Genomic DNA, 24,202 nt, shown 5'->3' with positions numbered 1-24,202 from the left:
AGACGATCGGGTTGTGACGATTCGGGGTGGGGCGAACACGTGGAAACTCGGTTTCGGGGGTTCCGGGGCTGCGGCATGATCGCGGCATGGAGTTTGCGGTCAGGCGTCTCGAACCCGAAGATTGGCGCGAGTTTCGGCAGCTGCGGCTGGAGGCGCTGCAGGCGGCGCCGCTGGCGTTTGTGGAGCAGTACGCCGAGTCGGTGGCCGAGCCGGACGAGTATTGGCAGGATCGCGTGCGCCAAGGTGCGACCGACGCGACGATGGCCACCTTCGTGGCCACTCATGACGGTCACCTGGTGGGCAAGGCGAGCGGGTTCATGGATGACAAGGTGGTCGAGCCGACGGTGCATCTGTTCGGCGTCTACGTCACGCCCGACTTTCGGGGCAGCGGGCTTGGCGTGTCCGGCGCGGTGGTGGGCGCGGTGATCCGATGGGCGCGCGATGCGGCCGGGGCGGAGCAGGTGAGGTTGTTCGTCACCGAAATCAATAGTCGGGCTGAAGCGTTTTACCGGCGTCTTGGGTTTGAGCGCAGCGGAGCGACGATGGCCTATCCGCCGGATCCGTCGATCACCGAGTACGAGATGACCCACTCCGAGCTGGCGGTGTTCTGAGAGCTAGGCGAGCACTGCGGCGAGGACCGCCGCGGTGTCCTCGAGCGAGGAGAACACCACGTCTGCGCCAGCGGCGTGCAAGTGGTCGGCTGTGGTGTTCAAGCCGGTGGCGACCCCGATCGCGACGGCGCCGCTGAACTTGGCGCCCACGATGTCGTGAACCGTGTCGCCGATGACGATCACCGACTCGTTGGACAGCGTGGTGCGGTGTTTGCGGGCGGCCCGGGAGCGGGCCAAGTTGACCAGATCGCCGCGGACGAGGCTTTCGGAGCCGTAGCCGCCGATCTCGAAGTCGATGAACCGGTCGAGATCGACGGCGGCGAGCTTGAGGCGGGCGACCGGGGCTATGTTGCCCGTGACGACGGACTGCACGACGCCGGGAACCGTTGCCAGGGCGGCGAGCACAGCCGATGCGCCGGGCAGGGCGAAGCCGACGGCACGCATGTGGTCGGTACGTTCGTGGGCGGCGACGGCCATCTCCGCGTGCATGCGCTCGATCAGCGGCTCGGCCGCGTCCAGGCCGTGCGCGGTCAGCACGGTGGTGATCAGCTCGCGGTCGGTCTTGCCGCCCAGCTCGGGCTGGTGGACGAGCTCGACGCCGGTGGTCACTTGAAGCGCCTGGGCTAGGAGGGCATGACCGACACCGGCCATGGTGACGAGCGTGCGATCGATGTCCCAGAGAACGAGTCTTTCCACGGGGCAAGTGAAGCAGAGTTGGCACAGCGGGGTGCAACGGGTGCTGGGGCGCTCGCGTGATAGCGGCATGAGGAAGCCGATAGCGCTGGCGATGGTTGGCGTGGTGGCCGCCGGGTGCGCGGCGAAGCCGAATCCGGAGCCGCAAACGACGGGGGTCAGGGCGTGCGCGGAGGGCGACTTGGACACCAGGGCGGAGTGGCAGCGTGCGGGGGCGGCAGGCGGGCACCTCAGCCCTGAGACGAAGGTGCACGCCAAGCTGAATGTGCGGCGGGGCACGTTCTTTGACGGGGACTGGCAGGTCACCCCGGCGACCATCAAGCCGGGCGAGCCGGCGGCGCTGACCGTGGCCTCGGGCACGGGCTGTAACGCCGGGCTGGGCCTGATCCGGTACACAGAGGTGGAAATCGTGATAGGGAATCGTCGATGGAAACTGGACGGAATGCAGGTGACCGCGGAAGGGCACGACTACGGCTAGGTCCTCGGGCGCACACAGACAAAAGAGCGGAATCGTGCTTCTACTGCCAGCGGTGGTCATAACGTTTACTCATGGCGGAGGATCAGGGCCAGGGCACGGTGACCACGGGGGAGTTACATGATCTTGCCGATTCGAACCTTGCGAGCGCGCTGATCGCGCAGGGCGTCGAGCCTGGGGACCTTTCCGCCGGGCTGCGCGAGCTGAGCCTGAGCCAGTACGCGCTGCTGTCCATCGCCACCTCGCTGAGGGAGATAGCCAAGCTTCAGTCCGAGCTGAATCACACCATCTATCTGCTGACGGCCATGGGCGCGGAAGGGGGCGAGCGTAACTCGCGGCGCAAGAGGCGGAACTGACCGGCCAATGTGGAGAGAGCACACGGGTCACCGCGACGGCCGTCGAGATGGCAAGCTGGCGCGATGACCACCTACACCCTCGACGACCTGTGCTCGATGCTGACTTCTCCCGACCCGGTGGTGCGCGACGAGACCGCCTATGCGCAGTTGTGGGAGCGGATCGGCGCGGGTGAGGCCGACGGGCGGCTGCGGGCGGTGGGGGATCGGCAGGCTGGTCAGCTGGCTCATCCGGAAATTCAGGCCCGCACCTTCGCACCGCTGATTCTGGTCGCTGTTCTGCTGCGCGATGAAGTCATAGGGGAGCTCGACGCCGCGACGGTAAACGAATGGCGCAGCGCGTTCGCCGATTGGTACCCCCATGAAAAGGATCTTCGGGGTTATGACGCCAAGCTCGGCTGGCTGCATGCGGTGGCCCATGGTGCGGATGCGGTGGAGGCTTTCGGCCGGTCGCGGCACCTGGGCCGGACCGAGCTGAGCGAGCTGCTGGAGGTGGTGTCGGCTCGCCTGACCGCGCCGACCGGATACCTGTTCGCGCATGGCGAGGACGACCGGGTGAGTTCCGCGGTTACCGCGGTGCTGCTCCGCGAGGAGCTGACGGCCCAGGATGTGGCGCAGTGGCTGGCGTCGATCGAAGCCGCGCTGAAGGCGATGGAGCCGGGGCCGTTCCCGGCGGCGAAGTCAAATACCATCCGGACACTCAACTCGCTCTATGTTGCCTGCCATCGCGGAGTGCGGCTGTATGGCCGGCCGGGCCAGGACCGGCCGGCAGCGAAGCCGCCGCATGAAGCTGCGATCCTCGATGGCCTGGCCGGCTGTCTGCGCACTGCCAACAGGTATCTCGGCTAGGCCGAGCCATTCGAAGACGGGCATGGCAGGATGGCGGGCGTGCCGAAGACCTTTCAATCGTTGCTCGCCATCGCCGCTGTGGTCGCCGTCGGGGCGCTGAGCGTGTGGAGCGTCATGCCGCCATCGCCCCGCGGAAGCGATGCGCCGGCCACGGATTTCAGTGCTGCCAGGGCGTTTGAGCATGTGCAGCAGGTGGGAAAGACGACCCACGTCACGGGAAGCAGAGCCAACGATGATGTGCGCGACTATCTGCTGAAGACCTTGCGCGGGTTGGGCGTTGACGCGCAGGTGCAAGATGCGGTGACCATCGGCAAGAACGGCGACAACACGATAAAGGGCGGGGCGCGGGTTCGCAATGTGGTCGGGCTGATCCCGGGCAGCGCGTCGACCGGGCGGATTTTTCTGGTCGCGCACTACGACTCGGTGCAGACCGGGCCGGGCGGCAACGACGACGGCGCGGGAGTGTCGACGATTCTGGAAACCGTTCGGGCGCTTAAACAAGGACCGGCCCCACGCAATGACATCGTGGTGGTGCTGACCGACGCCGAAGAGGCATGCCTGTGCGGGGCGGAGGCCTTCGTCGAGCAGCATCCGCTCGCGCAACAGGGCGGCATAGTGCTCAACGTGGAGGCCCGGGGCAGCAGCGGGCCCGCGGTCATGTTCGAGACCTCGGCCGGAAACGCTGACGTGGTAGGCGTTTTCGGCGCCCACGCGCCGCATCCGGTGGCGACCAGTTTCGCCGTCGAGGTCTACCGGATCCTGCCCAACGACACCGACTTCACCCCATTTCGGATCACCGGTCGCTTTGGCGGGCTCAACAGCGCCTACATCGATGGTTCGGCCGCCTATCACAAGCCGCAGGACACGCCCGACCGCATGGATCAGGCCAGCCTGCAGCACCACGGCGACAACCTGCTCGCGCTGACCGAGGCGTTCGGCGAGGCCGATCTGGCGAAGATCGCCAAGTCCACCGGGCCTGACGCCACCTACTTTCCGGTGCTGGGAATCCTGGTCACCTATCCCGGATCGTTCGTTCTGCCGATCGCGGTTGTCGCGCTGCTTGCGGTCATAGCGCTGGCCGTGCTGACCGTCCGGAAACGACACACCACCACCGGCCGGATAGTCGCGGCCACGGTCGTTTCTTTACTGCCCATCATCTTGGTACCGGTGGCAGCCCAGCTGTTCTGGTTAGTCCTCACCACGATCAGGCCTGGCTACAGCAACATGATCGATCCGTGGCGCACCGCCTGGTACAGGTGGGCGGTGGTGGCGATCGTGGTCGCGATCATGCTCGGCTGGTGGATGCTGTTGCGCCGCAAGGTCGACAGCGCCTGCCTCGCCATCGCGGGCCTGGCCTGGCTGGCGTTGTTCGCGTTGGTCATGGCGGTCATCGTTCCCGGCGGCTCCTACCTGGCGGCAATCCCCGCTCTGGCCGGTGCGCTGGCCGGGATAGGCGCGCTTTTCCTGAAGGGCGTGTGGCGGCTGGCGGTGCTCACGCTGGCGGTGGCCATCGCGACCCTCGTGCTAGCGCCGACGGTGGCGCTGTTCTTCCCGGCCCTCGGCCTGGCCACCGCGGCCGCGCCCGCGCTTTTCGCGGTGCTGCTCGGTTTCGCCGCGCTGTCGCTGCTGGATGAGGCGCCGTGGGCGGGCTGGGCGGTGCGCTCGGCGGCGCTGATCGCCGTGATCCTCACCGGCGCGGGCCTGGTCGTGGATCGCTTCGACGTCACCCACCCGATCCCGAGCCAGCTGATGTATGCGCTCGACACCGACACCGGCACCGCGCTCTGGGTCAGCAGCGAGTCGTCGCCGGGGGAGTGGACCAAGCAGTTCGTGTCCAAAGAGGAGTTCTCTGTCGCGGGCTTCCCGATGCTGGAAGGCGTGTGGACGGGACAGGCTCAGCAGGCCAGCCTGCCGCCGCCACTGGTCACCGTGCTCTCCGAGCAGACCGTTAGCGGTGGCCGCACGGTGCGGCTGCGGGTCGCCCCGCAGCGAGACGTGCGCCTGATCTACCTCGACGTGGCCGGCCGCGAAATCATGGTGCAGGGCAAGGCTTTCCCGGGCCGGGAGGGCCAACTGCAGCTGCTTTTCCACGCGCCGCCGCCAGAGGGTCTGGAGGTGACGGTCACCGTGGGCGCGGGTGAGAAGGTCAGCATCGCGGCGGCCGACGGCAGCGACGGTCTGGAGGCGCTGCCCGGTTTCAAGCCGCGCCCCGCGGGCGTGGACGTGGCCGGGTCGCACTTCTCCGAGCTGGTGCTGGTGAAGCGAAGCTACCAGCTCTGAGTCTGGAGCTAAGTAAATAGGTTGACGGCCGCCATCCCCGGTTGGTGGGATGGCGGCGTGTCATGGAAAGCGGCAAGCGCGCGAGCTACCGGTGTGGGTCAGGCCCACGCTCGCTGATCGCTGCCTTCTTTCCTTCTGACACGTTAGGCGTCCAGCCATGCAATCCGATCACATTAGATCCATCTTTCTCAATTTCTTTGGCGAGCGTGACCACCTGGCGATGCCGGAGGGGCCGCTGGTCTCCGACGACGAGACCCTGCTGTTCACCAACGCGGGCATGGTGCAGTTCAAGCCCTATTTCGTGGGTGAGCAGCAGCCTCCCCGGCCGCGTCTGATGACCACGCAGCGTTGCGTGCGCACAGTCGACGTCGACAACATCGGCCACACCACGCGCCACGGCACCTCCTTCGAGATGCTCGGCAGCTTCTCCTTCCGCGACTACTACAAAATCGAGTCGATGGCGTGGGCGCTGGAGCTGCTGACCGGTGGTTTCGGTATGGACCGCGAGCGGCTCTGGGTGACCGTGCTGCGCGGCGATGAGGAGACCGTCACCCTGTGGCGCAAACTTGGCGTGGCGCCGCAACGCATCCAGCGCCTCGGCCCGGAGGACAACTTCTGGTCCATGGGGGTGGCCGATGGGCCGAGCGGGCCGACCACCGAAATCTTCTACGACCGCGGCGAGCGCTACGGCCGCGATGGCGGTCCCGAGGTCAACAGCGAGCGCTTCCTCGAAGTGTGGAACCTGGTGTTCCTCGGCGACCACCTGGTCGACACCGGCATGGGCTGCGACCGGATGGCGATGGTGCTGCAGGACGTGCCGCACCTGCAGGCGATCGACGTCGTTGCGCCGCTGCTGGCCGAAGTCAGGCGGCTCACCGGCCGTGACGACGAGCCGGTGGCGCATCGGATCATCACCGACCATCTGCGTACCGGCCTGCTGATGATCGAGCACGGGGTCACCCCGGCCAACGGCGGCCGCGGTTACGTGCTGCGCCGCCTGCTGCGCCGGGCGATCTACCAGCTGCACCGGCTCGGCACCGGCGGCTGTAGTCTGGGCCGCCTGACCGGCCACCCGGTGATCGAGCGTGAGGAGCTGGTCTTCGAACGCACCCTGCGCTCGGGTTCCAAGCTACTGCACCGTGAGCTGAGCCGGGGCCGGCTCGAGGCCGGGACAGTCTTCAAACTCCATGACACCCATGGCTTTCCGGTCGACCTGACGCAGGAGATCGCGGCCGAGGCGGGGGTGCCGATCGACCGGGCGGGGTTCGATGCGCTGATGAGCGAGCAGCGCGAGCGCAGCCGGCTTCGCTCGGAACGCCCGGCGAGAGGGTAGGTTGACGGGCATGAATGAGATTAACCGCTATCTCACCGAGGAGGTCGTCGTCGACTACGCCGACGGCCTGATTTCGCGGCGCGAAGCGTTGCACCGCTTGGGTTTGCTGGGAGTCGCCGCGGCCGTGGCGACGCCTTTGCTGGCGGCGTGCGACGCAGACCGCCCCGCTGAGACCGCGCCGACCGCGACCGCACCGGCCACCCCGCAGCTGGGGCAGACCGAAGCGATCACCTTCGCCGGTCAGGAGGGCCGCACGCTGCAGGGGTCTTTCGCGGCCGCGGACACCCCGCGCGGGGCAGTGCTGATCATCCATGAGAACAGGGGGCTCACCGACCATTTCGTCGCCCTGCCCGCAAGGCTTGCCCGCAGCGGGTTCTCGGCGCTGGCGGTGGACCTGCTCTCCGCGGAGGGCGGCACCGCCAAGTTCACCGACCCGGCGCAGGCCACGGCGGCGCTCAACGCCGCGCCCCCGGCCCGGTTCATCGCCGACATGCGCTCCGGGCTCGACGAGCTGGAAAAGCGGGTGCCGCGCAAGAAGGCGGCCGCCATGGGCTTCTGCTTCGGCGGGGGACAGGTCTGGTCGCTGCTCGCCGCCGGGGAGCCTCGCCTCTACGCGGCAGCGCCCTTCTACGGGCCCGCGCCGGCCGACGCCGACTTCTCCAAGTCGCCCAACGCGAAGGTGCTCGGCATCTACGCCCAGCTCGACGACAGGATCAACGCGACCCGGGAGCCGGCGAACGCGGCGCTGCAGAAGGCGGGCCTGACCCACGAGATGGTGACCTATCCGAGCGCGAACCACGCCTTCTTCAACGAAACAGGCCCGCGTTACCTGCCGGAGGCTGCCGCTCAGGCCTACCAGAAGGTTCTCGAATGGTTCGGGCGGTATTTGGCCTGAGGACACCTGGCACGTCAAGCGTGCGGCACCCTTGATGTCAGCACGCTGCGCACGATGGACGGCGGATCGTTGCCGGGAACAGCCTGGCGGCCATCGCCCAGGCACTGTCCAACCGGGACATCTCCACATTGGAGATGGACACCGGCGTCACCAGCGACGGCCACCTGGTCGTTTCGGCTAGGGGTAGCAGGTGTTGTGGGTGGACTGCTGCGGGCCGATCTTGGTCCGGCCGTCGGCCGCCTTGATTTCGACATGCCATGAGATCTCGGTGGAGGCGGCTTCGGTGAACGTCATCGTGGCGGTCTTCCCGCTCACCGTGAGGTTCTTGGTGCCGATGAGCCCGAGGACTATCACCTTGCCGCTGTCGAGGTTGGCGTTTGCGGTGACGTTGACGGTGAACTTGACGATCGGTGTCGCCACACAGGGCGCGCTGGCGGTGGCGGTGAACGCCAGCGCCGGCGGGCCCGAGCTCGGTTTGGCGCTGGACGGGCCGACCACCGGGGTCGGGCTCGGGCTCTCCGCCGTGGCGCTGGGGGAGGGCTCCTCGCTGACCATGATCGGCGCGAGTGTCGCGATTGGAGGCGGCGGCGCCTCTTGCGGCTCGGGCATCGCCAGTGCCGTCCCGCCCACGATCAGCACGACGATGAAGGCGCCCACGGCCACGCCGATGGCGGCTCGCCGCTTGGCGCGGGGAAAGCCCGAGCGGGTGTCCCAGCGTGGCTGCTCCAGCGCCGCGGCGTCGCCCACCGGCCGCAGCCGTGGCGAGGCCAGGAACGGCAACGCGGCGTAGGCGGAGAGCAGGGCGGCCGGGTCCAGACGCTCGCGCCTGACCGTCGAGCAAAGTGCGCATGCCTCGATGTGCCGGTTCATTCGCTTGCGCAGCAATGGTTTCAGCTGACCGTCCCAGCCTCTAAGCAGCTCGCCCAGCGCGGCGCAGCCGCCGTCGTCGTGGCGGGCCACCAGCAGACAGCCCAGCGCGACGACGAGCTGCTCGCGGGCGCGGGACAGCCGGGCGTGGGCATTGTTCACCGGTACGGCGAGCACCGCCGCGATCTCCGCCGCGGACATCTGATGCCGGACCGCCAGCTCGGCCATCTCACGGTCGGCATCCGACAGCCCGGCAATCGCCGCCCGGACTATCTCGACGATCTCAGCCTCACGAATCCTGCCGACCAGGTCAACGGTGTCGGCGGGCAGCTGCTCGGCCACCTCGAGCTGGGCCTGCCGGGACTGCCGCTTCAGCTGGCGCAGACCCTCGTGCCGCGCGATCGCATAGAGCCATTGGGGCAGCCTGGAGGGGTCGCGCAGCTGCCCCACATGCTGGCTGGCGAGCAGGAACGTGTCGTGGACGACGTCGGCGGCGGCGTGGCTGTCGCCGGTCAGCGACCGGGCATAGGCGTAAAGACGATCCGCATAGCGACGGTAGGCACCATCAAGTCCAGCCGGATCTCTCCTTGCCATCGCGGCCACTAGAGCGGAATCATCCACAGACATCACCGTAAGACGATCGGAGCGAACCGTCCTAAGGAGAGACAGATGAGCGACGAACAACGATTGGCCCAACTCGGCTACAAGCAAGAGCTACGCCGGAAACTGTCTGGTTTTTCCAACTTCGCCATCTCGTTCTCGATCATCTCGATCCTGGCCGGGGCGATCACCTCGTACGGCATCGCCATGACCGCGGGTGGGCCACTGGCGATCACGCTCGGCTGGCTCTTCGTCGGCGGCATGGTCATTCTGGTCGCCCTGGCGATGGCCGAAGTCTGCTCGGTCTTCCCGACGGCCGGTGCGCTCTACTGGTGGTCGCATGCGCTCGCCAAACGCAACAAGGCGGCGTGGGCCTGGTTTGTCGGCTGGTTCAACTTCCTCGGCGAGGTGGCCGTGACCGCCGCCATCGACTTCGGCGCCGCGATCACCACCTCGGCCTTCCTGAGCCTCGCCTTCGACATCGAAGTGACGGCGATGCGCACGTTCCTCGTCTTCGTCGTCATCATCGCCTTGCACGGGCTGCTGAACACCTTCGGCGTCAACCTGGTCCGGGTGCTCTCCGACATCAGCGCCTGGTGGCACCTGGCCGGCGTGGCCTTCATCGTCGCCGTGCTCGCCATCGTGCCCGATCAGCACAAGCCGCTGTCCGAGGTCTTCTTCGAGGTGCACAATGCGACCGGCTTCACCTTCGGCGGAGCTGCCGTCTACGCGGTGCTCATCGGACTGCTGATGGCGCAATACACCTACACCGGTTACGACGCGAGCGCGCACGTGGCCGAGGAAACCCACGACGCGGGCCGGGCCGCGCCGCGCGGAATCGTGATGTCCGTGGTGGTTTCGGTCATCGCCGGGTTCTTCCTGCTGACCGCCATCACCTGGTCCATTCAGGACTATGAGGCCGAGCGCACCACCGCGCTGGCATTGCCGCCCGCGCAGATCTTCATCGACGCCGCGGGCGAGGACCTCGGGATCTGGCTGCTTTTCGTGTGCGTGGTCGCGCAGTTCTTCTGCGGCATGGCCTCGGTCACCGCCAACTCGCGGATGGCGTTCGCGTTCAGCCGGGACGGGGCGCTGCCGGGGTCTCGTATCTGGCGCAAGGTGAACCCTCGTACCGGGACGCCGACCAACTCGATCTGGCTGTGTGTGGTCTGCTCGACTCTGCTCGTGCTGCCGTCGCTGTGGAACTCCACCGCTTACCTGGCCGCCACGTCCATCGCGGTGATCGGCCTTTACATCTCGTACGTGGCGCCTGTTCTGCTGCGCCGCCTGCGCCCCGACTTCCAGGTGGGGCAATGGCACCTGGGCAAGTGGAGCGCTGTGGTCGGCTGGACGGCGATCGTCTGGGTCGGCATCATCTGCGTGCTCTTCGTGCTGCCCACCGCGGGGCCGATCACGGCCACCAACTTCAACTACACCATCGTGGCCGTGGCCGTCGTGCTCGGCGGCGCGTGGCTTTGGTGGATCCTGAGCGCCCGCAAGTGGTTTACCGGCCCGCAGCAGACGACCGACTCGCCGCAGACCGATCAGACCGAAGTCAGCGTTTGACCGGTGGCGAGGGAAGCGAGCTGACCATGGTGGCGAATACGACTATGTTGTCCACATAGGACTGTGTTTTCGTGTCGTATTTGCCACCACAGGTCACCAGGCGCAGCGTCGGCTCTTCGGTGTAGCCGTAAACCCGCTCGGTGGGAAAGTTCGACTTGGAGAACTGTTCCACCGAGCTGACCTCGAAGATGGCCGTCGAGCGGTCCTCGCGGATGACCTCGATCTGGTTGCCCGGGCGGATCCGGCTGAGATAGAAGAACGCGGCGATCTTGTCCTTGGAGTCGACGTGACCCAGGAACACGGCCGGGCCTGGCTCGCCGGGGGTGCTGCTGTTGCGGTACCAGAAGGCTTTGTTGGCCTTGTCATAGGGCGGTGTCTCAAGGCGCGTGTCGTTGCGCATGCCGAGCTGCTCCACCAGAGCCCATAGCGAGATCTTCTTGACCACGATCTTGTACGGCAGTGACCGCGGCAGCGTTTGGATCATGCGCACCGGCTGCGCCTGTGGCGACTCCGCGGTGATGACCGGAGCGGGAAGTGGTGGCGGGCCGGCTGAAAGCCCGCCCGCTGGGTGCAGATGCCAGACTCCCCAACCTGCCAGCGCCACAGTGGCCGCGCAGCCGGCCCACCACCACTTCCGTTGCATCAGACGAACTCGTCGCGCCGGCGGTTGCGGAACAGGACAATCCCAGCGCCGCCCGCCACGGCCAGCGCGCCGATCCCGGCGAAGGCCACGCCGTTGCTGCCGCCGCCACCGGTGTCCGCTCCGCCACTGGGAAGCGGCGCGGGCGGTGTGGTCGGCGGCGCGGTGGTCTTGGTCCAGTTGTTGGCCGGGCCGCCGCCCGTGCCGCCATTCGTCGACGGGGACGGCCAGGGCCGCATGGCTTGCGCGGCGCTTCCGGCGAACGCACTAGACAGCGCCACGATCGCTGTCACCACAATGATTCTGCCAACGCGCATCAGATACCTCCACAGACTGTTACTCGGTTGCTTGGATCAATTTTTCTGGGTACGCCGACGAGCTTCGAGGCTGCGCATAAGCAGCAGAAGCCCGCCGAGGGCGGCCGCCCCCAGCAACGCGGCGCGGCCCGCCAACGTGGTGTGCTGGCTCGCGCCGCCACCCGTTTCCACGCCGCCCATCGGAACGTCCTCGTTCGGATCGTCCGAAAACTGTTGTGTCACATCGGGTTCTGGCGCGCCGCCGGGACCCTTTCCGCCCTGCTGCGGCACTGCCGGGCCCTCGGGAGTGGCCGAGCCGGTATTCGGGCCCGCGCCACCGGAGTTGCCCGCCCCGGGCCCGCTCGGTGCGCTGGAACCATTGGCGGCGCTGGATGCCGCGCTGCTTGGCGTGGCTGAAGCTTTGGGAATACCGGATTTCGGCCCGTCCGGCGTGCCAGACCCCTTGGGCACACCGGTACCGGGCCAGCTCGGCGTTCCGGACCCCTTGGGCGCGCCCGACCCACCGGGTGTCCCGGATCCGCCCGGCGTCGCGGAACCCTTGGGCGCCCCCGACCCTGACCCGCCCGGTGCGCCAGGGCCGCGCGGGGTGGCAGACTCGCTCGGCCGGCCAGGCCCGATCGGAGCCCGCCCCGACGGCGCCCCCGACCCCGCTCCCGGCCCTGACGGTGACCCCGGCCCCGACGGCGCCTCTGAGCCCGACGGCGACCCCGGCCCTGACGGCGACCCTGGACCCGAGGGTGACCCTGGACCCGAGGGTGACCCCGGACCCGACGGCGAGCCCGGACCCGACGGCGAGCCCGGACCCGACGGCGAGCCCGGACCCGACGGCGAGCCCGGACCCGACGGCGACCCCGGACCAACAGGCGAGCCCGAATTCGATGGTGCGCCGGGACCTGATGGTGAGCCTGAGCCTGACGGTGAGCCGGAGCCCGATGGACTCGACGGTGAGCCTGAGCCCGGCCGGGAGCCTGGGCCGGCCGGGACGCCCGGACCGATGGGCGAGCGCGGGCCCGACGAGCTGGGGCCGGAAGAGTTGGGGCCAGACGAGTTCGGGTCTGACGAGTTCGGGCCGGAAGAGTTCGGGTCGGAGGAGTTGGGGCCGGAGGAGTTGGGGCCGGAAGTGTTCGGGCGGGAGGAGTTCGGGCCGGAGGGTGCGCCGGGGACGATGGGGTGGCTGGGCCCGGACGGCGTGCGAGGGCCGGAGGCGCTGCCGGGGGCTGAGGGGAAGCCCGGGGTTGACGGGAAGCTGGGTCGGCTTGGGAAGCCGGGACGGCTCGGGGAGCCGGGGCCGATGGGCGCTCCCGGGCCGATGGGGAAACGCGGGCCGTTCGGAGTGGAGGAACCGCTGGGGCCTGAGCTGTTCGGGGCGGTGCTGTCGGGGGCGGCCGAGCCGCTGGGGCCGGCGCTTTCGCTGGACGAGGCTTGGGGGCGCGGGGATTTGGTGGGGCGCGCGCACACGTCGGCCAGGTCGAAGTAACCCTTGGCGGAGTTGGGCTCCACCTGTGCGGTGCCTTCGAGGAGGGTGAGGCCGGCCGGAACCTTGATGTAGGCGTTGCGGCCGTCGGGCGAAAGGTGCCCGGTCCATCCCGAGCCCCGGCTGGGTCGGTCGCGGTTGGTGCTCAGCACCGGGCCGACGACCAGGCGATCGGGGCCGAAGATGAAGGTGACCGAGAGGAAACGCAGGCCGGTGGTTTCGGGGAGAACGAAGTGCCAGCCGTCCAGCGTGTAGAGGATCCCGGGAAAAGCCGAACAGTCGTGTGTGGCGAAGGCCCATGACGTGGTGTTCAGCTGATCGGGGCGCAGGCCGACGGTGCTGGCCGGAATGGCCGAGGTGGACAACAACAGGCCTGCGGCGGTTGCCAACGAGCAGGAGAGGGCAAGCTTGCCGATCTGCACGTAACACCTCACAGGACGGTTGGGTGATCTTCGTCAGATACACCCAACCATCTCGGTAGGCGAAATGCGGTTATTGCGGCGGCGTGTCTAGTACGGCGAGTCTTGTCCGGTACTCCTGCTCGTCGATCTCGCCGCGGGCGTAGCGCTCAGCGAGGATGGAACGGCCCGTGCCCTGGTGGTGGCGGTACCAGTGGCGGTGCCCCCGCCGCCGCCAGAAGATGGCCCGGAACAGCCCGACGATCAGGAAGAACGAGAAGATCCAGACGAACGGTGCGAGGAACCACCAGCCTCCGTGGGCCCAGGTGGGGTCGTGCGCCAGAAGTGTTGTCATGCTTCGATGGTGTGCGCCGCGGGCGGATGTTACGTCGTACAGCGGGCGACACTTGGGGCTACCCCAGCGGGAGTAGTCAGCCCGTCCAGCCGGGCCGCACCAGACCGGACTCGTAGGCCAGCACCACCAGCTGGGCCCGATCGCGGGCGCCGAGCTTGACCATCGCGCGCGAGACATGGGTCTTGGCGGTCAGCGGGCTGAGCACGAGCCGCCCGGCTATCTCCTCATTGGACAGTCCGAGGGCGACCAGGGCCACCACCTCGCGTTCGCGGTCGGTGAGCGAGCCGAGCTGACCGGCCCCGGTCGGCGTGGAACGGGAGCGGCTGGCGTATTCGGAGATCAGGCGGCGGGTCACGCTCGGCGACAGCAGCGCCTCCCCGGCCGCGACCACGCGGACCGCCCGGATCAGATCGGCCGGCTCGGTGTCCTTGACCAGGAATCCGGCCGCGCCGTCGCGAAGCGCCGTGAACACGTACTCGTCCAGCTCGAAGGTGGTGAGCACGATGATTTTGGGGGACGACCCGGCGGCCGCGATGAGGCGGGTCGCTTCGAGGCCGTCCAGCCGGGGCATGCGGATGTCCATGAGCACGATGTCCGGGCTAAGCGTGGCGGCCAGAGCGACCGCCTCGGCACCGTCGCCCGCCTCGCCGACGACGGCGATGTCGGGCTGGGCGTCGAGCAGGGCGCGGAAACCGGCCCGCACCAAGGCCTGGTCGTCGGCGAGCAGCACCCGGATCATCGAACACCTCCGGTCAGCGGCAGCGCCACATGGACGGTGAAGCCGCCCGCCGGGTCAGGTCCGGCCTGCACCACCCCACCCAGCGCGGCGGCGCGCTCATCAATGCCGATCAGCCCACTGCCGCCCACAGACCCGCCCGCGGCAGCGGCCGTGCCGGCGTCGCCCGGGCCGGAGGTGGCGGGGCCGGAGGTGGCGGGCCGGGAGTGGGCTGGGCCGAAGTCGCTGACGCCGATCAGGAGCAGGTGCGAGGTTTGGTGCAGGTGCACGACAGCCCTACGGGATCGGCTGTGCCGGATCACGTTGGTCAGCGCCTCCTGGACGATGCGATAGCCGGCGAGGCTCACGGCGGAAGGGAGCGGCGAATTGATGCCGGTTCTGGTGAGCGTGACAGCCAGGCCGGGGGTTTCCGAGACCAGCTCGTCGAGCCGGTCGAGCGAGGGTGCGGGAGAGCGCGGGGCGGGGTCGCGCAGCCCGGACAGGACCGTGCGGACCTCGTCGAGCCCGCCCTTGCTCGCCTCCTTGATGGCCACCAACGCCTTGCGCACCTCTTCCGGGTTGGATTCCATCAGCTCCAGCGCGACCGACGCCCGCACCGCGATCAGGGAGAGGCTGTGCGCGAGCACGTCATGCAGCTCGCGGGCCATGCGCAGCCGCTCCTGCTCCTCGCGCCGCCCGCGTTCCTCCTCACGTCGCAGCCGCTCCTCGGCGTAGAGCTGGCGGAAGGCGGCGACCCGCTGGCGGCGGTTGTCGACCAGCTCGGCGAAGCCGCCGATCAGCAGGGCCAGGCCGGCCCAGCGCAGCTCCTGCCACAGCGTGCCTTGAACACGTAAGTCGGTGAAGCCGAGGGCGAGCCAGCCCAGGTAGACGCCGGCCAGGGTCAGCCAGCCGGCCAGGCGAGCGCCGTGGCTGACCGCATAGGCGACAGCCACCACGGCACTCGGCAGGGCCGGGCCTATGTGGTACCCGAAAGAAAGATAGATCAAAGTCAAGGCACCCAAAGCCGTGACCGCCAGCGCGGGCCGTTTGCGCAAGGTCAGGCCGAGCAGAAGGGGACCGGCGAGCAGGAACAGCAGGCCCAGCGGGCCGACGGTGTGCGAAATGAGGCCGGCCGCCACCTGGACCACGGCCAAGGGCACCGGCCAGGGACGAAAGCGGTGGCGTCGACGTCGCACCTATGCATGATCGCCCATCCGCGCGCCTGCGGCATCCGCCCCGCGCAGATAATCGGCCTACTCCGCCGGGAGTAGTCGCTATGGTCTTGGCGTGGCGAACATTCACTCGGTGGTGATTTATTGCCGTGACCCCTATGTCATGGGGCCGTTCTGGAGCGTGGTGACCGGCCTGCCCATCTTCCCCGAGGACCAAGCGGCGATCGAGGCCCGCAGCCTGGCCCCCGATGAGTCGGTGCTGCTCGGCCGCAAGGACGACGGCACGCTGCATGTGTGGATCGCGCAGGCGGAGGAGCTGCTCCCGGTCGGGCGGATCCACCTCGATATCAGAGGCGATCGTGCGGCGATCCTGGCCGCCGGCGCGACCGTCGTGCGTGAGCAGGAACATTGGACGGTCATGGCCGATCCGGAGGGCAACGAGTTCTGTCTGCTGCGCTGAACACCATAGACATGTAAATGGATTTCATGCCATCGTCGGGCATGAAATTACCAGCCATAGCAACAGCCCTATTGCTAGTGGTGGTCTCCGCGGCTCCGGCTACCGCCTCACCGGGCAACCACCGCCTCGACATCGATGTGCTCTCCAGCCGTGCCGATCAGGTGACCGGCGGGGACGCGCTCATCCGCGTCTCAATGGGTGCGCACACCAAAATGGACAAGGTCAAGCTGACCAGCAACGGTGTCGACGTCACCGCCTCGTTGACCGCCGATCCGGCCGCCCGCACGCTCACCGGCGTGGTCGGCGGCCTGCGTGAGGGCTGGAACATCCTTATCGCCTTTGGGCCCAGCGCTTTCCCCGCGGTCAAGTTCGTGCGCGACCACGGCGCCGGCCCGATCTTCTCCGGCCCACGCCAATATCCCTTCCTCTGCCGCACCGAGAGCGCCGACCTTGGCCAGCCGGTGGTCGATAACCAGGAGGGGCAGGGTTATCGGGTACTGGACGCGACCGGCGCGGTCACCGGCTGGAGCCGTGACTGCGCGGCCGCCGCACCCGTCAACGACCGGCTCTACCGCGCCAGCAACGGGCAGTTCAAGGCGATGCCCGCCGACGGCACCCGTCCCGCGGACATGACCACAACGACCACTTTGGACGGTCGCACCCTCGATTACGTCATCAAGCGCGAGCGGGGCGTCAACAACCGCTTCATCTATTCGATCGCGATGCTCGATGACGAAACGGCGTGGAACAAGCGGGTCATCTACCGCTTCGACGGCGGCGTGGCCATCGGCCGCGACCAGGGCCGCCTGCCCGGCGGAGCCCTTTACCACGAAGGACTTTCGCTCGGTTACGCGATTCTCTACTCGACCGGCAACCGCACCAACACCCACTACAACCTGACCCTCGGCGGCGAGACCGCGCTCATGCTCAAGGAGCGTTTCATCGAGGAGCACGGCGTGCCCATGTACACCGTCGGCGTTGGTGGCTCGGGCGGAGGCCTGCAGCAGTACGTCTACGGGCAGAACTACGGGGCGCGGATCATCGACGCGGCCATCCCGCAGTACTCCTACTCGGACATGGTCACGCAGGGCATCCACGTGGCCGACTGCGAGCTGCTCGAGTACTACATGGACGTCACCGACCGGGCCAACCCCAAGTGGCAGAACTGGGACAACCGCACGGCTCTGATCGGCATGAACGGCTCGGCCACGGTGCCCAACCCGTACCTGGGCAACCGCCCCGGTTCCGACGAGTGCGTCCGGGGCTGGCGCGGCCTGACCCCGCTCACCCTCAATCCACTGTGGACACAGCTGGATCCGCTGTGGGCGAGGATGGACCCGCCCGGGGTGGCGGCGACCGTGCACTGGACCCACGCCGAAGACCTCAAGACCATCTATGGCGTCGGCCCGGACGGTTACGCGCGCAACAGCTGGGACAACGTCGGCGTCCAGTACGGGCTCAAGTCGCTGACCTCCGGCCTGCTCACCCCGGCCGAGTTCCTCGACCTCAACGAGAAGGTGGGCACCTGGAAGCCGGCGTCGCAGATGGTTCAGGAGGGCTGCCCGTTCACGCCCGCGGCCTGTGCCGATCCGGCCCAGTTCGATCCGTGGAGCGCGCGCAACATGCAGCCGGGCCGGACCACCGGTGACCGGATAGCGATCAAAGGCGCGTACGAGTCGGGGCACGTCTTCACCGGCAAGATCGATATCCCGATCATCGACTGGCGGCACTACCTGGAAGACCAGCTGGACATGCACAACTCGCATCAGTCCTTCGCCAGCCGGCAGCGGATGCTCAACTACGACGGCAATGCGAGCAACCAGGTCATCTGGTTCACCGACGCGCGTCCAGCGGTGGCCTTCGACCAGACGCCGCAGGCGCTTACCGTGATCGATGAGTGGATGCGTACCGGCACCAAACCCGCGGCGGCCGTGGACAAGTGCTTCACCACGACCGGAGCCGAGATCGCCTCCGGCCCCAACGTGTGGGACGGCATCCTCAACGACCGCCCCGCGGGCACATGCACCTCGACGTTCCCGATCTACGGCACCTCGCGGATGGTCGCGGGCGGCCCGATCGAAGGCTCGATCTACGCCTGCCACCTGCAGAGCGTGAGCTCAGCCATAGCGAAGGGCCTCTACGGCTCGTGGACCCCCACGGCCGAACAACAGCTCAAACTGGAACAAATCTTCCCCACCGGCGTCTGTGACTACACCAAAGGCGACGCTGGTAAGCCTGGCGCGCGCTAAAGCAACGCGCGGCGCCCAGGGAGGTAACGGTTAGATGGGTTGGAGGCGGACGGGTTGGGGTTCGCGAGCGATCGCGGAGGCCAGCCTGTCCGTCTGCAAGGGGGCGTCGAGGCAGGCGGCGAGCACGATGTTGCCGTCGCGGCGGCCGCGCAGCACGTTGGGGTCGGCGATCAGGCACACGTCGTGGAAGCCCACCGGCACATAGGGTTTCGGCCTGGCGAGCAGGTTGGCGGCGTAGCAGCCGCCGGGCCGCAGCAGCCGGGCGACCTCGTGGCCGAGGCTGCTGGGCATGGCCGGAAAGTCGGCGATCACCAGGTCGTAGCGGCCCGCGGCCATGGCCGTGACCGTGGCGCAGGCTTCGGCGTGCCTGACCCGGATGCCGCTGCGCGCCGGCAGCGGCAGCACCCGCCGCACGAGCATCATCAGCGCCGCGTCACGCTCGATGACCAGCTGGGCCGAGCCGGGCCGGGTGGCGGCGGTGAAGCGGGGCAGGGCCAGCGCGCCGCCGCCCAGGTGCAGCACGCGCAGGGGATGGCGTTGCGCTGCGGCGGCGTCGATGACGTACCCGATCCAGCGCAGATAGTCGAAATGCAGCCGCGCCGGGTGTAATAGGTCCACATGCGACTGCGGCAGGCCGTCGATGAGCAGAGTCCAGCAGCCGGGCCGTTCGGTTTCCGGGATCAGTTCTGCCTGCCCGAAGTCGGTCGGCTCGACTATGCTGCGCGGCCCGCGCCTTCGCCCGCTCACACCCGGAGCGCTCGCAGCTGTGCGAGGTGGGCGGGAAGATGGTGTCCTGCTTGCACTTTGATGGCTCTGGGCCAGGGCCACGGCTGGTCGACCCGGGTGAGGTCGCCGTCGCGAATCGTGGTGTGCACCATGGTGGGCATCTTCTCGTCGAGCCGGCCGGCCAATTCCACCAGGCGGCTGCTGGTCTTCTCCAGCCAGTCGGTCAAGGCTTCCAGGTTGCCGTGGGCGGCAACGATTTCGGTCAGTTTCGCGGTGTCCACTGCGTCGTGGTTGTAGTAGGCCCGGCGGTTACCACTCAGGACGTGCTCGGTGGTCTCGGCCAGCAGTTCGTCGTTGGCGGCGACGTGCGCAATGATCTGTTCGGCCGACCATTCGCCCGCAGGCGGCTGGCCGAAGCCGCCGCGCCGCGCCTCTGCGATGAGTTCGGCATACCCTTGGCGCAGCGATGTCGTGTCCATGGCGGGCAGCTTAGTTTGCTTAGGGGTTTTCCGGCGATGGTCCCTTTTGATGAGTACGTGCGAGCCCGCGGTGGCGAGTTCCTCCGATTGGCCAGGGCCCTGGCCGGTCAGGAACGACCCGCCCGCGAGCTGCTGTTCCGGGCTTTGGCCGAGGCGCAGGGGCAGTGGGCGCGGATAGCCGAGGAGAGCCCGCAAACCTTTATGCGGCAAGGCATCGTCCGTGCCTACCTGTCGCCCTGGCGGCGATCCGCCCCGGCGGCGGGTGATCCGCTGGCGCCGCTGTCGCGAACGCAGCGGGCGGTGGTGGTGCTCCGATTCCTGGCGGGGCTGAGCTATCTGGAGATCGCCGAGCACCTGGAGGGCTCGCCCAACACGGCCGCGAAGCTGGCGGAGCAAGCACTCGCCCTGGTTGATGAGGCTGTGGTGGTTTCCGCGCTGGACAGCTATGAATCCCTCAGCCCCGGCACCTCGGTGCTGCTGCAGGGCGCGGCCGGCGCGGCTGCGAAGCGGTCCCGGCGGCGGGTCACCGTGGCCGCCGCCGTGATCGCGGTGATCGTGGCGGTCGGCGCGCTGGCCAATCCGCCCACCAAGCCGGCTCCGGCCCCGCCTCCGGCGCCGGATCCCAGCCCGACCCACACCTATCTGCCCTCGCCTGTCCGGATGATCCCGGCTATCTTCCCGTTTCCCGTTTTTCCTTATGTGGCAACCTATCTGCCGCTGGATGCGGGCGTGCCCGTGATCCATCAGGACGGGGCCACGATCGGGATGACCTATCAGAATTTCGCGCTGACGGTCAGCCCGACGCCGCTCCCGATCGAAAGCCGCAGGCGGGTCGACCATGTCTGGGAGCGCGACGGGCACTGGCTCAGGCTCGTCTCCGACCGGATATCGCTGGCCGAAGCCGATCAGGTTGCCGCCGGTCTGGTGCTGGGAGAGGCCAAGATGTCGCTGCCGCCGTTCACCATCTCGCTGATGCCGGCGGGCTATGTGCTGCGGCGGGCCAATCCGCAGTCGGTCTGCCTGGCGGCCAGCCAGACCCAGCCGAGCTTCGGGCTGTGTGTGACCGCCATGGCCGACGTGCTGGGCCAGGCGAGCTGGCCGGTCCAGCCGGTGACCGTGAGCATCCAGGGCCGCACCGCCCACCTCATCTACCCGAACCTGCTCTGGGCCGAGATCTGGATTCACCTCGACGACGGCAGCGTGATCCGGGTCAGCCTGGAGCAGCGCACCCCGTTCGAAATGCTCACCAAGGAAGACCTGATCACATTCGCCGAAGGCATCCTCATTCAATCGCCGTAGCCGGGCTTAACCCTGAAAATTCACGGCTGTATATGTGGCTGACACATATCTATATTGAAGGTCATGAGGACATCCCCGATCGCGAGGCTGGCCATAGTGGCCAGCCTCTTCGCTTCCAGCCTGGCGGCACCGGCCGCGCCCGCTATCGCCTACTCCGGACCGACCGGTGACGGCGACGTCGGCACGACGGTCGTCGGTGGCGTTTCGGCGACCGAGAACTACTCGTTCATGGTGTACGTCAGCGGGTGCACCGGATCTCTGATCAAGGCCAACTGGGTGGTCACCGCCAAGCACTGCTCGAACCCGAGCAGTGTGCGCGTCGGCAGCATCAACCGCACCAGCGGTGGTGTGGTGGTCAGCGTCGTACAGGTGGTCAACAACCCGAGCGCCGACGTCAAGCTCTTCCGTCTGGCCAGCAACGTCACCTTCGCCCCCGCCCCCATTCCGACCACCTCGGGCGCGGTGGGCACGGCCACCCGCATCATCGGCTGGGGCCAGACCTGCCCGACGCCGGGTTGCGGCTCCGCGCCGACCGTGGCGCGCCAGCTCGACACGTCCATCCGCACCGACGGTTCGTGCTCGGGTATCAACGGGCCGTTGGAGATCTGCACCAACAACACCGGCGGTGTCGCGGGCGCATGCTACGGCGACTCCGGCGGGCCACAGGTCAAGAAGATCGCCGGCAGCACCCGCTGGTGGCTGATCGGCGCCACGAGCCGCGCCGGCAACAACAGCTCGACCTGCGCCACCGGTCCGTCCATCTACAGCGACCTGACCGCGATCCGCTCCTGGATCAACACCACGGTCGGCGGTTTGCCGGCCTAGGCGGTGGGCTGTGCCGCCACCCCGGAGGGCACGAGGTTTTGCCGAGGTGGCGGCACATTGCGGGGTGCACGCCGGTTTCTGGCCATTCGGCCAGCTTGCCGCCGGGTACCAACCTGATAAATTCGCGCCCTCTGCAGCGATCGCGAACGGGGGTGGCAGCCACTCATGATCCCCGCAGCGCAGGCCGCGCTGGCCAAGCCACGGGGCAGGGTGCCGCGAGTGCTGCTGGCTGGCGCGATCGTCGTCATCGGCGTCGCCGGCTGGCTTATGGTCAAGCGTTTCGTGGTCCTTCCGCTGGCAGGCAACGGGCCATTGGCCGATTTCCTGGGCGCGGTCTTTCCCGTCCTCTTCACGGGTTTCCTGGCAGCCCGGGTGTCCTACCGGTGGGTGCACGGCCTGTATTGGCTGATGCCACCGCTGGGCATTTACTTTTTGAGCCGGGTTGCCTGGCGCTTAAGCCTTCTGCCGCACCGCGACTGGCCCGACCGCCGATGAGCCGGCAGAACATCAGGGCGGCTTGGATTCTGTCGGCGGCGATGGCGGGTTCCTCGCTGGGGCTGCTGCTGATCGAGATGTTCGTGAAGAACCCCGGCCATGAGGTGAGGCACTGGGGTCTGGTCGTCGCGTTCGCTGGGCTGTCGATTCTGGGCGCCGGCATGGCATTTCGCTTGATGACGAAGAGCCACGGTGGCTGGATGCAAGGATCGTCCATCGCTCCGTTCGGCGGGCGGCCCGACTATCAGCTCATGGGCTTCGGCGCTGCGACGGCGGTTCTCGGCGCTGCGATGCACATCTTGCAATCCTGAGCCACTACGCGACTCAAACGGCTCGATAGTGGCTCTGTTTGGTGACTCCCGGCGCGCGAACCATGTGGGTATCGGTTCATCCCACATGCGTTGAAAGGAGATCACTGTGCGCAAGTTCGTCAAGGTTACCGTCGCTATGGCCGTCGCGGCTGCCGCGGCCGTCGTGCTTCCCGCGGCTCCGGCACAGGCCGCCGGTTGGTGTGGCCCCGGCTGGCTGGCAATCACCTCTTACCAAGGTCCGGCCAGCGGCACCTTCACCGACATGCTGACCCGGGTCTGCATCCAGAAAGCCACCACGGGCGAGTACTTCGCGGGGGATGTCACGGTCTACAACGGCGCCACCAACCAGGGACAGTACAACAACCACTACGGCTCAAGATATGTCCAGTTTGGAACGGCCGGCGGCAAAGCGATGCTGGGATTGAAGATGGGCTTCAACGACACCTCCAAGACGCTGAAGGGTTACTTCGGCGATCCCACCAACAACTGCTACTACGGGGAGCTCATGCCCGGGTACCAGGTGACGTGTGCGACGGCGTGGGTGCTGGACAACTCGCCCCTGTCAGCCAACCAGGTCACCGGTTACGTGTTTGTCGGCGCCTGGTTCTGGCAAGCCGGCATGAGCCAGTGGGAATGGGCGACCGGCGGCGCGGTGCGCGACTCATCGGTTCTCAACTGATCCGATGAGAAAGCTATCGCTTGCCGTGCTTGCGTTGGTGGCATTGGCAATTGTCTACATGTTGCATGACGGGGGCGCCACCGCTGAGGTGGCGCCACCATTGAGCCCAACTGCCTGCCGGACCATGGATGAGATATTCAGGCCAATGGGGGTGCGGGGGAAGCAGCAGCTTCTCAAACACCTGATCGATGCCAGCGATCGGCTTGCGCTGCAGAGCAATGGACAGTTGCGCGAGGCGGCGGTCGCTCACGCGGCCTATGTTCGCCTTCTCTACGCCGAGGCCCAGCGGGAAGCGCCCGGCGACACCAGGCCCGCGCAGAGCACGCTTCCCCAGCAGACACACACCGATGGGCTGAAAGCCTACGACACCATTCGCCGGGCCGCCTGGACCTCTTGCGGCCTGTCTTACCTCGCGCCGGCGGCGAGCTAGCCGAGTCGGCTGTCAGGGGTCGCGGCCCAGATGCCGCGCACGTGGCTGAGGTGGTGGCGCATCAGCTTGGCCACCTCGGCTCGGCTGCCGGTGGCGAGCAGCGTTACCAGTTCGACGTGTTCGGCGGCGGAGTCGACCAGCTGTCCATTGTGGACAAGCGCGTCCAGGCCGTAGAGCCGGGTGCGGTTGCGAAGGTCGGTGACCAGTTCCACCAGGGTGGCGTTGCCGGACAGGCCCAGCAGGGTGGTGTGGAAGGCGGTGTCGGCCGCCAGATAGGCGACCACGTCCTGCTTCTGGGCGGCGGTGACGATGGCGTCGGCGAGGAGCCGCAGCTCGGTCAGCTGGTCGGGGGTCAGTTTGCCGTGCAGGGCGGTCACGGTGGGGATTTCGAGCAGCGCCCGGACTTCGGTGATCTGATCCAGCTCGCGCTCGGAGAGCTCGCTGACCCGGAAGCCCTTGTTCTTGGCGATGCTGAGCAGACCTTCTTTGGCCAGATCGAGGATTGCTTCCCGCACGGGGGTGGGGGAGACGCCGAATTCGGCGGCCAGACCTGGTACCGAATAAACATGGCCAGGACGAAGCTGCCCAGCGATGATCGAGGCGCGAAGGGTGGTGGCGATCTCTTCCCGCAGGCTCTGTCGTGGGGCTAGGGTCAC

28 protein-coding genes are annotated in these 24,202 nt (G+C 67.8%); 17 read left to right on the top strand and 11 right to left on the bottom strand.

Annotation, left to right across the window (positions count from 1 at the left end):
- Window positions 1–86 precede the first annotated feature (86 nt).
- Window positions 87–611 (top strand): GNAT family N-acetyltransferase, encoded by a 525-nt coding sequence (locus tag Rhe02_RS24180; protein ID WP_203910621.1) that lies wholly within the window; start codon window positions 87–89, stop codon window positions 609–611.
- A 3-nt stretch (window positions 612–614) separates the two neighbouring features.
- On the opposite strand, the gene Rhe02_RS24175 is transcribed toward Rhe02_RS24180, so the two are convergent.
- Entirely contained in the window at window positions 615–1,307 is a 693-nt protein-coding gene (locus tag Rhe02_RS24175) for an HAD family hydrolase (protein ID WP_203910620.1), read from the bottom strand.
- Window positions 1,308–1,374: 67 nt separating this feature from the next.
- Between Rhe02_RS24175 and Rhe02_RS24170 the strand changes: the two genes are divergently transcribed.
- The 6 genes from Rhe02_RS24170 to Rhe02_RS24145 all read left to right on the top strand — a co-directional run bounded on the left by Rhe02_RS24170 (window position 1,375) and on the right by Rhe02_RS24145 (window position 7,489).
- A complete protein-coding gene (locus Rhe02_RS24170) occupies window positions 1,375–1,782 on the top strand; it encodes a hypothetical protein (protein ID WP_203910619.1) in 408 nt (135 codons plus the stop codon).
- Between the two features lie 71 nt (window positions 1,783–1,853).
- Window positions 1,854–2,135, top strand: a complete 282-nt coding sequence (locus Rhe02_RS24165) for a hypothetical protein (protein ID WP_203910618.1) — start codon at window positions 1,854–1,856, stop codon at window positions 2,133–2,135.
- A 63-nt stretch (window positions 2,136–2,198) separates the two neighbouring features.
- Entirely contained in the window at window positions 2,199–2,981 is a 783-nt protein-coding gene (locus Rhe02_RS24160) for a DUF2785 domain-containing protein (protein WP_203910617.1), read from the top strand.
- A gap of 30 nt (window positions 2,982–3,011) precedes the next feature.
- Complete coding sequence (locus tag Rhe02_RS24155; protein WP_203910616.1) at window positions 3,012–5,261, top strand: M28 family peptidase; 2,250 nt, start codon at window positions 3,012–3,014, stop codon at window positions 5,259–5,261.
- 157 nt (window positions 5,262–5,418) lie between these two features.
- Window positions 5,419–6,594 (top strand): alanine--tRNA ligase-related protein, encoded by a 1,176-nt coding sequence (locus tag Rhe02_RS24150; RefSeq protein ID WP_203910615.1) that lies wholly within the window; start codon window positions 5,419–5,421, stop codon window positions 6,592–6,594.
- 10 nt (window positions 6,595–6,604) lie between these two features.
- Window positions 6,605–7,489, top strand: a complete 885-nt coding sequence (locus Rhe02_RS24145; RefSeq protein ID WP_203910614.1) for a dienelactone hydrolase family protein — start codon at window positions 6,605–6,607, stop codon at window positions 7,487–7,489.
- A gap of 177 nt (window positions 7,490–7,666) precedes the next feature.
- Here the strand turns inward: Rhe02_RS24145 and Rhe02_RS24140 are convergent, their stop codons facing one another.
- Complete coding sequence (locus Rhe02_RS24140; RefSeq protein WP_203910613.1) at window positions 7,667–8,977, bottom strand: RNA polymerase sigma factor; 1,311 nt, start codon at window positions 8,975–8,977, stop codon at window positions 7,667–7,669.
- A gap of 48 nt (window positions 8,978–9,025) precedes the next feature.
- Here Rhe02_RS24140 and Rhe02_RS24135 point away from each other — a divergent pair, with 48 nt between their 5' ends.
- Window positions 9,026–10,522, top strand: coding sequence for an amino acid permease (locus Rhe02_RS24135; RefSeq protein ID WP_203910612.1), 1,497 nt, complete (start codon window positions 9,026–9,028; stop codon window positions 10,520–10,522).
- Here Rhe02_RS24135 and Rhe02_RS24130 read toward each other — a convergent pair.
- The 3 genes from Rhe02_RS24130 to Rhe02_RS24120 are packed head-to-tail and all read right to left on the bottom strand — an operon-like array spanning window position 10,512 to window position 11,701.
- Window positions 10,512–11,165: a class F sortase gene (locus Rhe02_RS24130; protein WP_203910611.1), complete on the bottom strand. Its 654-nt coding sequence runs from the start codon at window positions 11,163–11,165 to the stop codon at window positions 10,512–10,514. The two genes, Rhe02_RS24135 and Rhe02_RS24130, sit on opposite strands and share 11 nt — an antisense overlap.
- Window positions 11,165–11,479: an LPXTG cell wall anchor domain-containing protein gene (locus tag Rhe02_RS24125; RefSeq protein WP_203910610.1), complete on the bottom strand. Its 315-nt coding sequence runs from the start codon at window positions 11,477–11,479 to the stop codon at window positions 11,165–11,167. The genes Rhe02_RS24130 and Rhe02_RS24125 overlap by 1 nt, the downstream gene beginning before the upstream one ends.
- A 36-nt stretch (window positions 11,480–11,515) precedes the next feature.
- Window positions 11,516–11,701, bottom strand: a complete 186-nt coding sequence (locus Rhe02_RS24120; protein WP_203910609.1) for a hypothetical protein — start codon at window positions 11,699–11,701, stop codon at window positions 11,516–11,518.
- 64 nt (window positions 11,702–11,765) lie between these two features.
- On the opposite strand from Rhe02_RS24120, the gene Rhe02_RS24115 reads away from it, so the two are divergent.
- Window positions 11,766–12,956 (top strand): collagen-like domain-containing protein, encoded by a 1,191-nt coding sequence (locus Rhe02_RS24115; RefSeq protein WP_203910608.1) that lies wholly within the window; start codon window positions 11,766–11,768, stop codon window positions 12,954–12,956.
- Window positions 12,957–13,445: 489 nt separating this feature from the next.
- On the opposite strand, the gene Rhe02_RS24110 is transcribed toward Rhe02_RS24115, so the two are convergent.
- The 3 genes from Rhe02_RS24110 to Rhe02_RS24100 all read right to left on the bottom strand — a co-directional run bounded on the left by Rhe02_RS24110 (window position 13,446) and on the right by Rhe02_RS24100 (window position 15,617).
- The gene (locus tag Rhe02_RS24110; protein ID WP_203910607.1) at window positions 13,446–13,706 is read right to left on the bottom strand and encodes an SHOCT domain-containing protein; all 261 of its coding nucleotides are present in this window, start codon (window positions 13,704–13,706) and stop codon (window positions 13,446–13,448) included.
- Window positions 13,707–13,782: 76 nt separating this feature from the next.
- Entirely contained in the window at window positions 13,783–14,445 is a 663-nt protein-coding gene (locus Rhe02_RS24105) for a response regulator (protein ID WP_203910606.1), read from the bottom strand.
- Window positions 14,442–15,617, bottom strand: a complete 1,176-nt coding sequence (locus tag Rhe02_RS24100) for a sensor histidine kinase (RefSeq protein WP_203910605.1) — start codon at window positions 15,615–15,617, stop codon at window positions 14,442–14,444. The genes Rhe02_RS24105 and Rhe02_RS24100 overlap by 4 nt, the downstream gene beginning before the upstream one ends.
- 91 nt (window positions 15,618–15,708) lie before the next feature.
- Here Rhe02_RS24100 and Rhe02_RS24095 point away from each other — a divergent pair, with 91 nt between their 5' ends.
- The gene (locus Rhe02_RS24095) at window positions 15,709–16,053 is read left to right on the top strand and encodes a VOC family protein (RefSeq protein ID WP_203910604.1); all 345 of its coding nucleotides are present in this window, start codon (window positions 15,709–15,711) and stop codon (window positions 16,051–16,053) included.
- Window positions 16,054–16,094: 41 nt separating this feature from the next.
- Window positions 16,095–18,302 (top strand): DUF6351 family protein, encoded by a 2,208-nt coding sequence (locus Rhe02_RS24090; protein ID WP_203910603.1) that lies wholly within the window; start codon window positions 16,095–16,097, stop codon window positions 18,300–18,302.
- A 30-nt stretch (window positions 18,303–18,332) separates the two neighbouring features.
- Here the strand turns inward: Rhe02_RS24090 and Rhe02_RS24085 are convergent, their stop codons facing one another.
- Window positions 18,333–19,049 (bottom strand): spermidine synthase, encoded by a 717-nt coding sequence (locus Rhe02_RS24085; protein ID WP_203910602.1) that lies wholly within the window; start codon window positions 19,047–19,049, stop codon window positions 18,333–18,335.
- Window positions 19,046–19,507 carry a hypothetical protein gene (locus tag Rhe02_RS24080; RefSeq protein ID WP_203910601.1) on the bottom strand — a complete coding sequence of 154 codons (462 nt, stop codon included), beginning with the start codon at window positions 19,505–19,507 and terminating at the stop codon, window positions 19,046–19,048. The genes Rhe02_RS24085 and Rhe02_RS24080 overlap by 4 nt, the downstream gene beginning before the upstream one ends.
- A 36-nt stretch (window positions 19,508–19,543) precedes the next feature.
- On the opposite strand from Rhe02_RS24080, the gene Rhe02_RS24075 reads away from it, so the two are divergent.
- From Rhe02_RS24075 to Rhe02_RS24050, 6 genes are all read left to right on the top strand, one after another.
- A complete protein-coding gene (locus tag Rhe02_RS24075) occupies window positions 19,544–20,806 on the top strand; it encodes a sigma factor-like helix-turn-helix DNA-binding protein (RefSeq protein WP_203910600.1) in 1,263 nt (420 codons plus the stop codon).
- A 63-nt stretch (window positions 20,807–20,869) separates the two neighbouring features.
- Entirely contained in the window at window positions 20,870–21,631 is a 762-nt protein-coding gene (locus Rhe02_RS24070) for a S1 family peptidase (protein ID WP_203910599.1), read from the top strand.
- A 165-nt stretch (window positions 21,632–21,796) separates the two neighbouring features.
- Window positions 21,797–22,126, top strand: a complete 330-nt coding sequence (locus Rhe02_RS24065; protein WP_203910598.1) for a hypothetical protein — start codon at window positions 21,797–21,799, stop codon at window positions 22,124–22,126.
- Window positions 22,123–22,437: a hypothetical protein gene (locus tag Rhe02_RS24060; RefSeq protein WP_203910597.1), complete on the top strand. Its 315-nt coding sequence runs from the start codon at window positions 22,123–22,125 to the stop codon at window positions 22,435–22,437. Before Rhe02_RS24065 ends, Rhe02_RS24060 begins: the two co-directional genes overlap by 4 nt.
- 106 nt (window positions 22,438–22,543) lie before the next feature.
- The gene (locus Rhe02_RS24055) at window positions 22,544–23,116 is read left to right on the top strand and encodes a hypothetical protein (RefSeq protein WP_203910596.1); all 573 of its coding nucleotides are present in this window, start codon (window positions 22,544–22,546) and stop codon (window positions 23,114–23,116) included.
- A gap of 4 nt (window positions 23,117–23,120) precedes the next feature.
- Window positions 23,121–23,546 carry a hypothetical protein gene (locus tag Rhe02_RS24050; RefSeq protein WP_203910595.1) on the top strand — a complete coding sequence of 142 codons (426 nt, stop codon included), beginning with the start codon at window positions 23,121–23,123 and terminating at the stop codon, window positions 23,544–23,546.
- On the opposite strand, the gene Rhe02_RS24045 is transcribed toward Rhe02_RS24050, so the two are convergent.
- Window positions 23,543–24,202 (bottom strand): GntR family transcriptional regulator, encoded by a 660-nt coding sequence (locus Rhe02_RS24045; RefSeq protein ID WP_203910594.1) that lies wholly within the window; start codon window positions 24,200–24,202, stop codon window positions 23,543–23,545. The genes Rhe02_RS24050 and Rhe02_RS24045 overlap by 4 nt on opposite strands.

It is taken from the genome of Rhizocola hellebori, from assembly GCF_016862955.1.
Classification (GTDB): domain Bacteria; phylum Actinomycetota; class Actinomycetes; order Mycobacteriales; family Micromonosporaceae; genus Rhizocola; species Rhizocola hellebori.
Note: the sequence above shows the minus strand (reverse complement) of the source record. Positions and strands in the feature narration are given on the sequence as shown.

Coding starts and splice junctions, on each gene's coding strand:
- Rhe02_RS24180 (WP_203910621.1), top strand. CDS start 87: ATGGAGTTTGCGGTCAGGCGTCTCGAACCCGAAGATTGGCGCGAGTTT.
- Rhe02_RS24170 (WP_203910619.1), top strand. CDS start 1,375: ATGAGGAAGCCGATAGCGCTGGCGATGGTTGGCGTGGTGGCCGCCGGG.
- Rhe02_RS24165 (WP_203910618.1), top strand. CDS start 1,854: ATGGCGGAGGATCAGGGCCAGGGCACGGTGACCACGGGGGAGTTACAT.
- Rhe02_RS24160 (WP_203910617.1), top strand. CDS start 2,199: ATGACCACCTACACCCTCGACGACCTGTGCTCGATGCTGACTTCTCCC.
- Rhe02_RS24155 (WP_203910616.1), top strand. CDS start 3,012: ATGGCGGGCGTGCCGAAGACCTTTCAATCGTTGCTCGCCATCGCCGCT.
- Rhe02_RS24150 (WP_203910615.1), top strand. CDS start 5,419: ATGCAATCCGATCACATTAGATCCATCTTTCTCAATTTCTTTGGCGAG.
- Rhe02_RS24145 (WP_203910614.1), top strand. CDS start 6,605: ATGAATGAGATTAACCGCTATCTCACCGAGGAGGTCGTCGTCGACTAC.
- Rhe02_RS24135 (WP_203910612.1), top strand. CDS start 9,026: ATGAGCGACGAACAACGATTGGCCCAACTCGGCTACAAGCAAGAGCTA.
- Rhe02_RS24130 (WP_203910611.1), bottom strand. CDS start 11,165: ATGCAACGGAAGTGGTGGTGGGCCGGCTGCGCGGCCACTGTGGCGCTG.
- Rhe02_RS24125 (WP_203910610.1), bottom strand. CDS start 11,479: ATGCGCGTTGGCAGAATCATTGTGGTGACAGCGATCGTGGCGCTGTCT.
- Rhe02_RS24110 (WP_203910607.1), bottom strand. CDS start 13,706: ATGACAACACTTCTGGCGCACGACCCCACCTGGGCCCACGGAGGCTGG.
- Rhe02_RS24105 (WP_203910606.1), bottom strand. CDS start 14,445: ATGATCCGGGTGCTGCTCGCCGACGACCAGGCCTTGGTGCGGGCCGGT.
- Rhe02_RS24090 (WP_203910603.1), top strand. CDS start 16,095: ATGAAATTACCAGCCATAGCAACAGCCCTATTGCTAGTGGTGGTCTCC.
- Rhe02_RS24080 (WP_203910601.1), bottom strand. CDS start 19,507: ATGGACACGACATCGCTGCGCCAAGGGTATGCCGAACTCATCGCAGAG.
- Rhe02_RS24075 (WP_203910600.1), top strand. CDS start 19,544: ATGGTCCCTTTTGATGAGTACGTGCGAGCCCGCGGTGGCGAGTTCCTC.
- Rhe02_RS24070 (WP_203910599.1), top strand. CDS start 20,870: ATGAGGACATCCCCGATCGCGAGGCTGGCCATAGTGGCCAGCCTCTTC.
- Rhe02_RS24065 (WP_203910598.1), top strand. CDS start 21,797: ATGATCCCCGCAGCGCAGGCCGCGCTGGCCAAGCCACGGGGCAGGGTG.
- Rhe02_RS24060 (WP_203910597.1), top strand. CDS start 22,123: ATGAGCCGGCAGAACATCAGGGCGGCTTGGATTCTGTCGGCGGCGATG.
- Rhe02_RS24050 (WP_203910595.1), top strand. CDS start 23,121: ATGAGAAAGCTATCGCTTGCCGTGCTTGCGTTGGTGGCATTGGCAATT.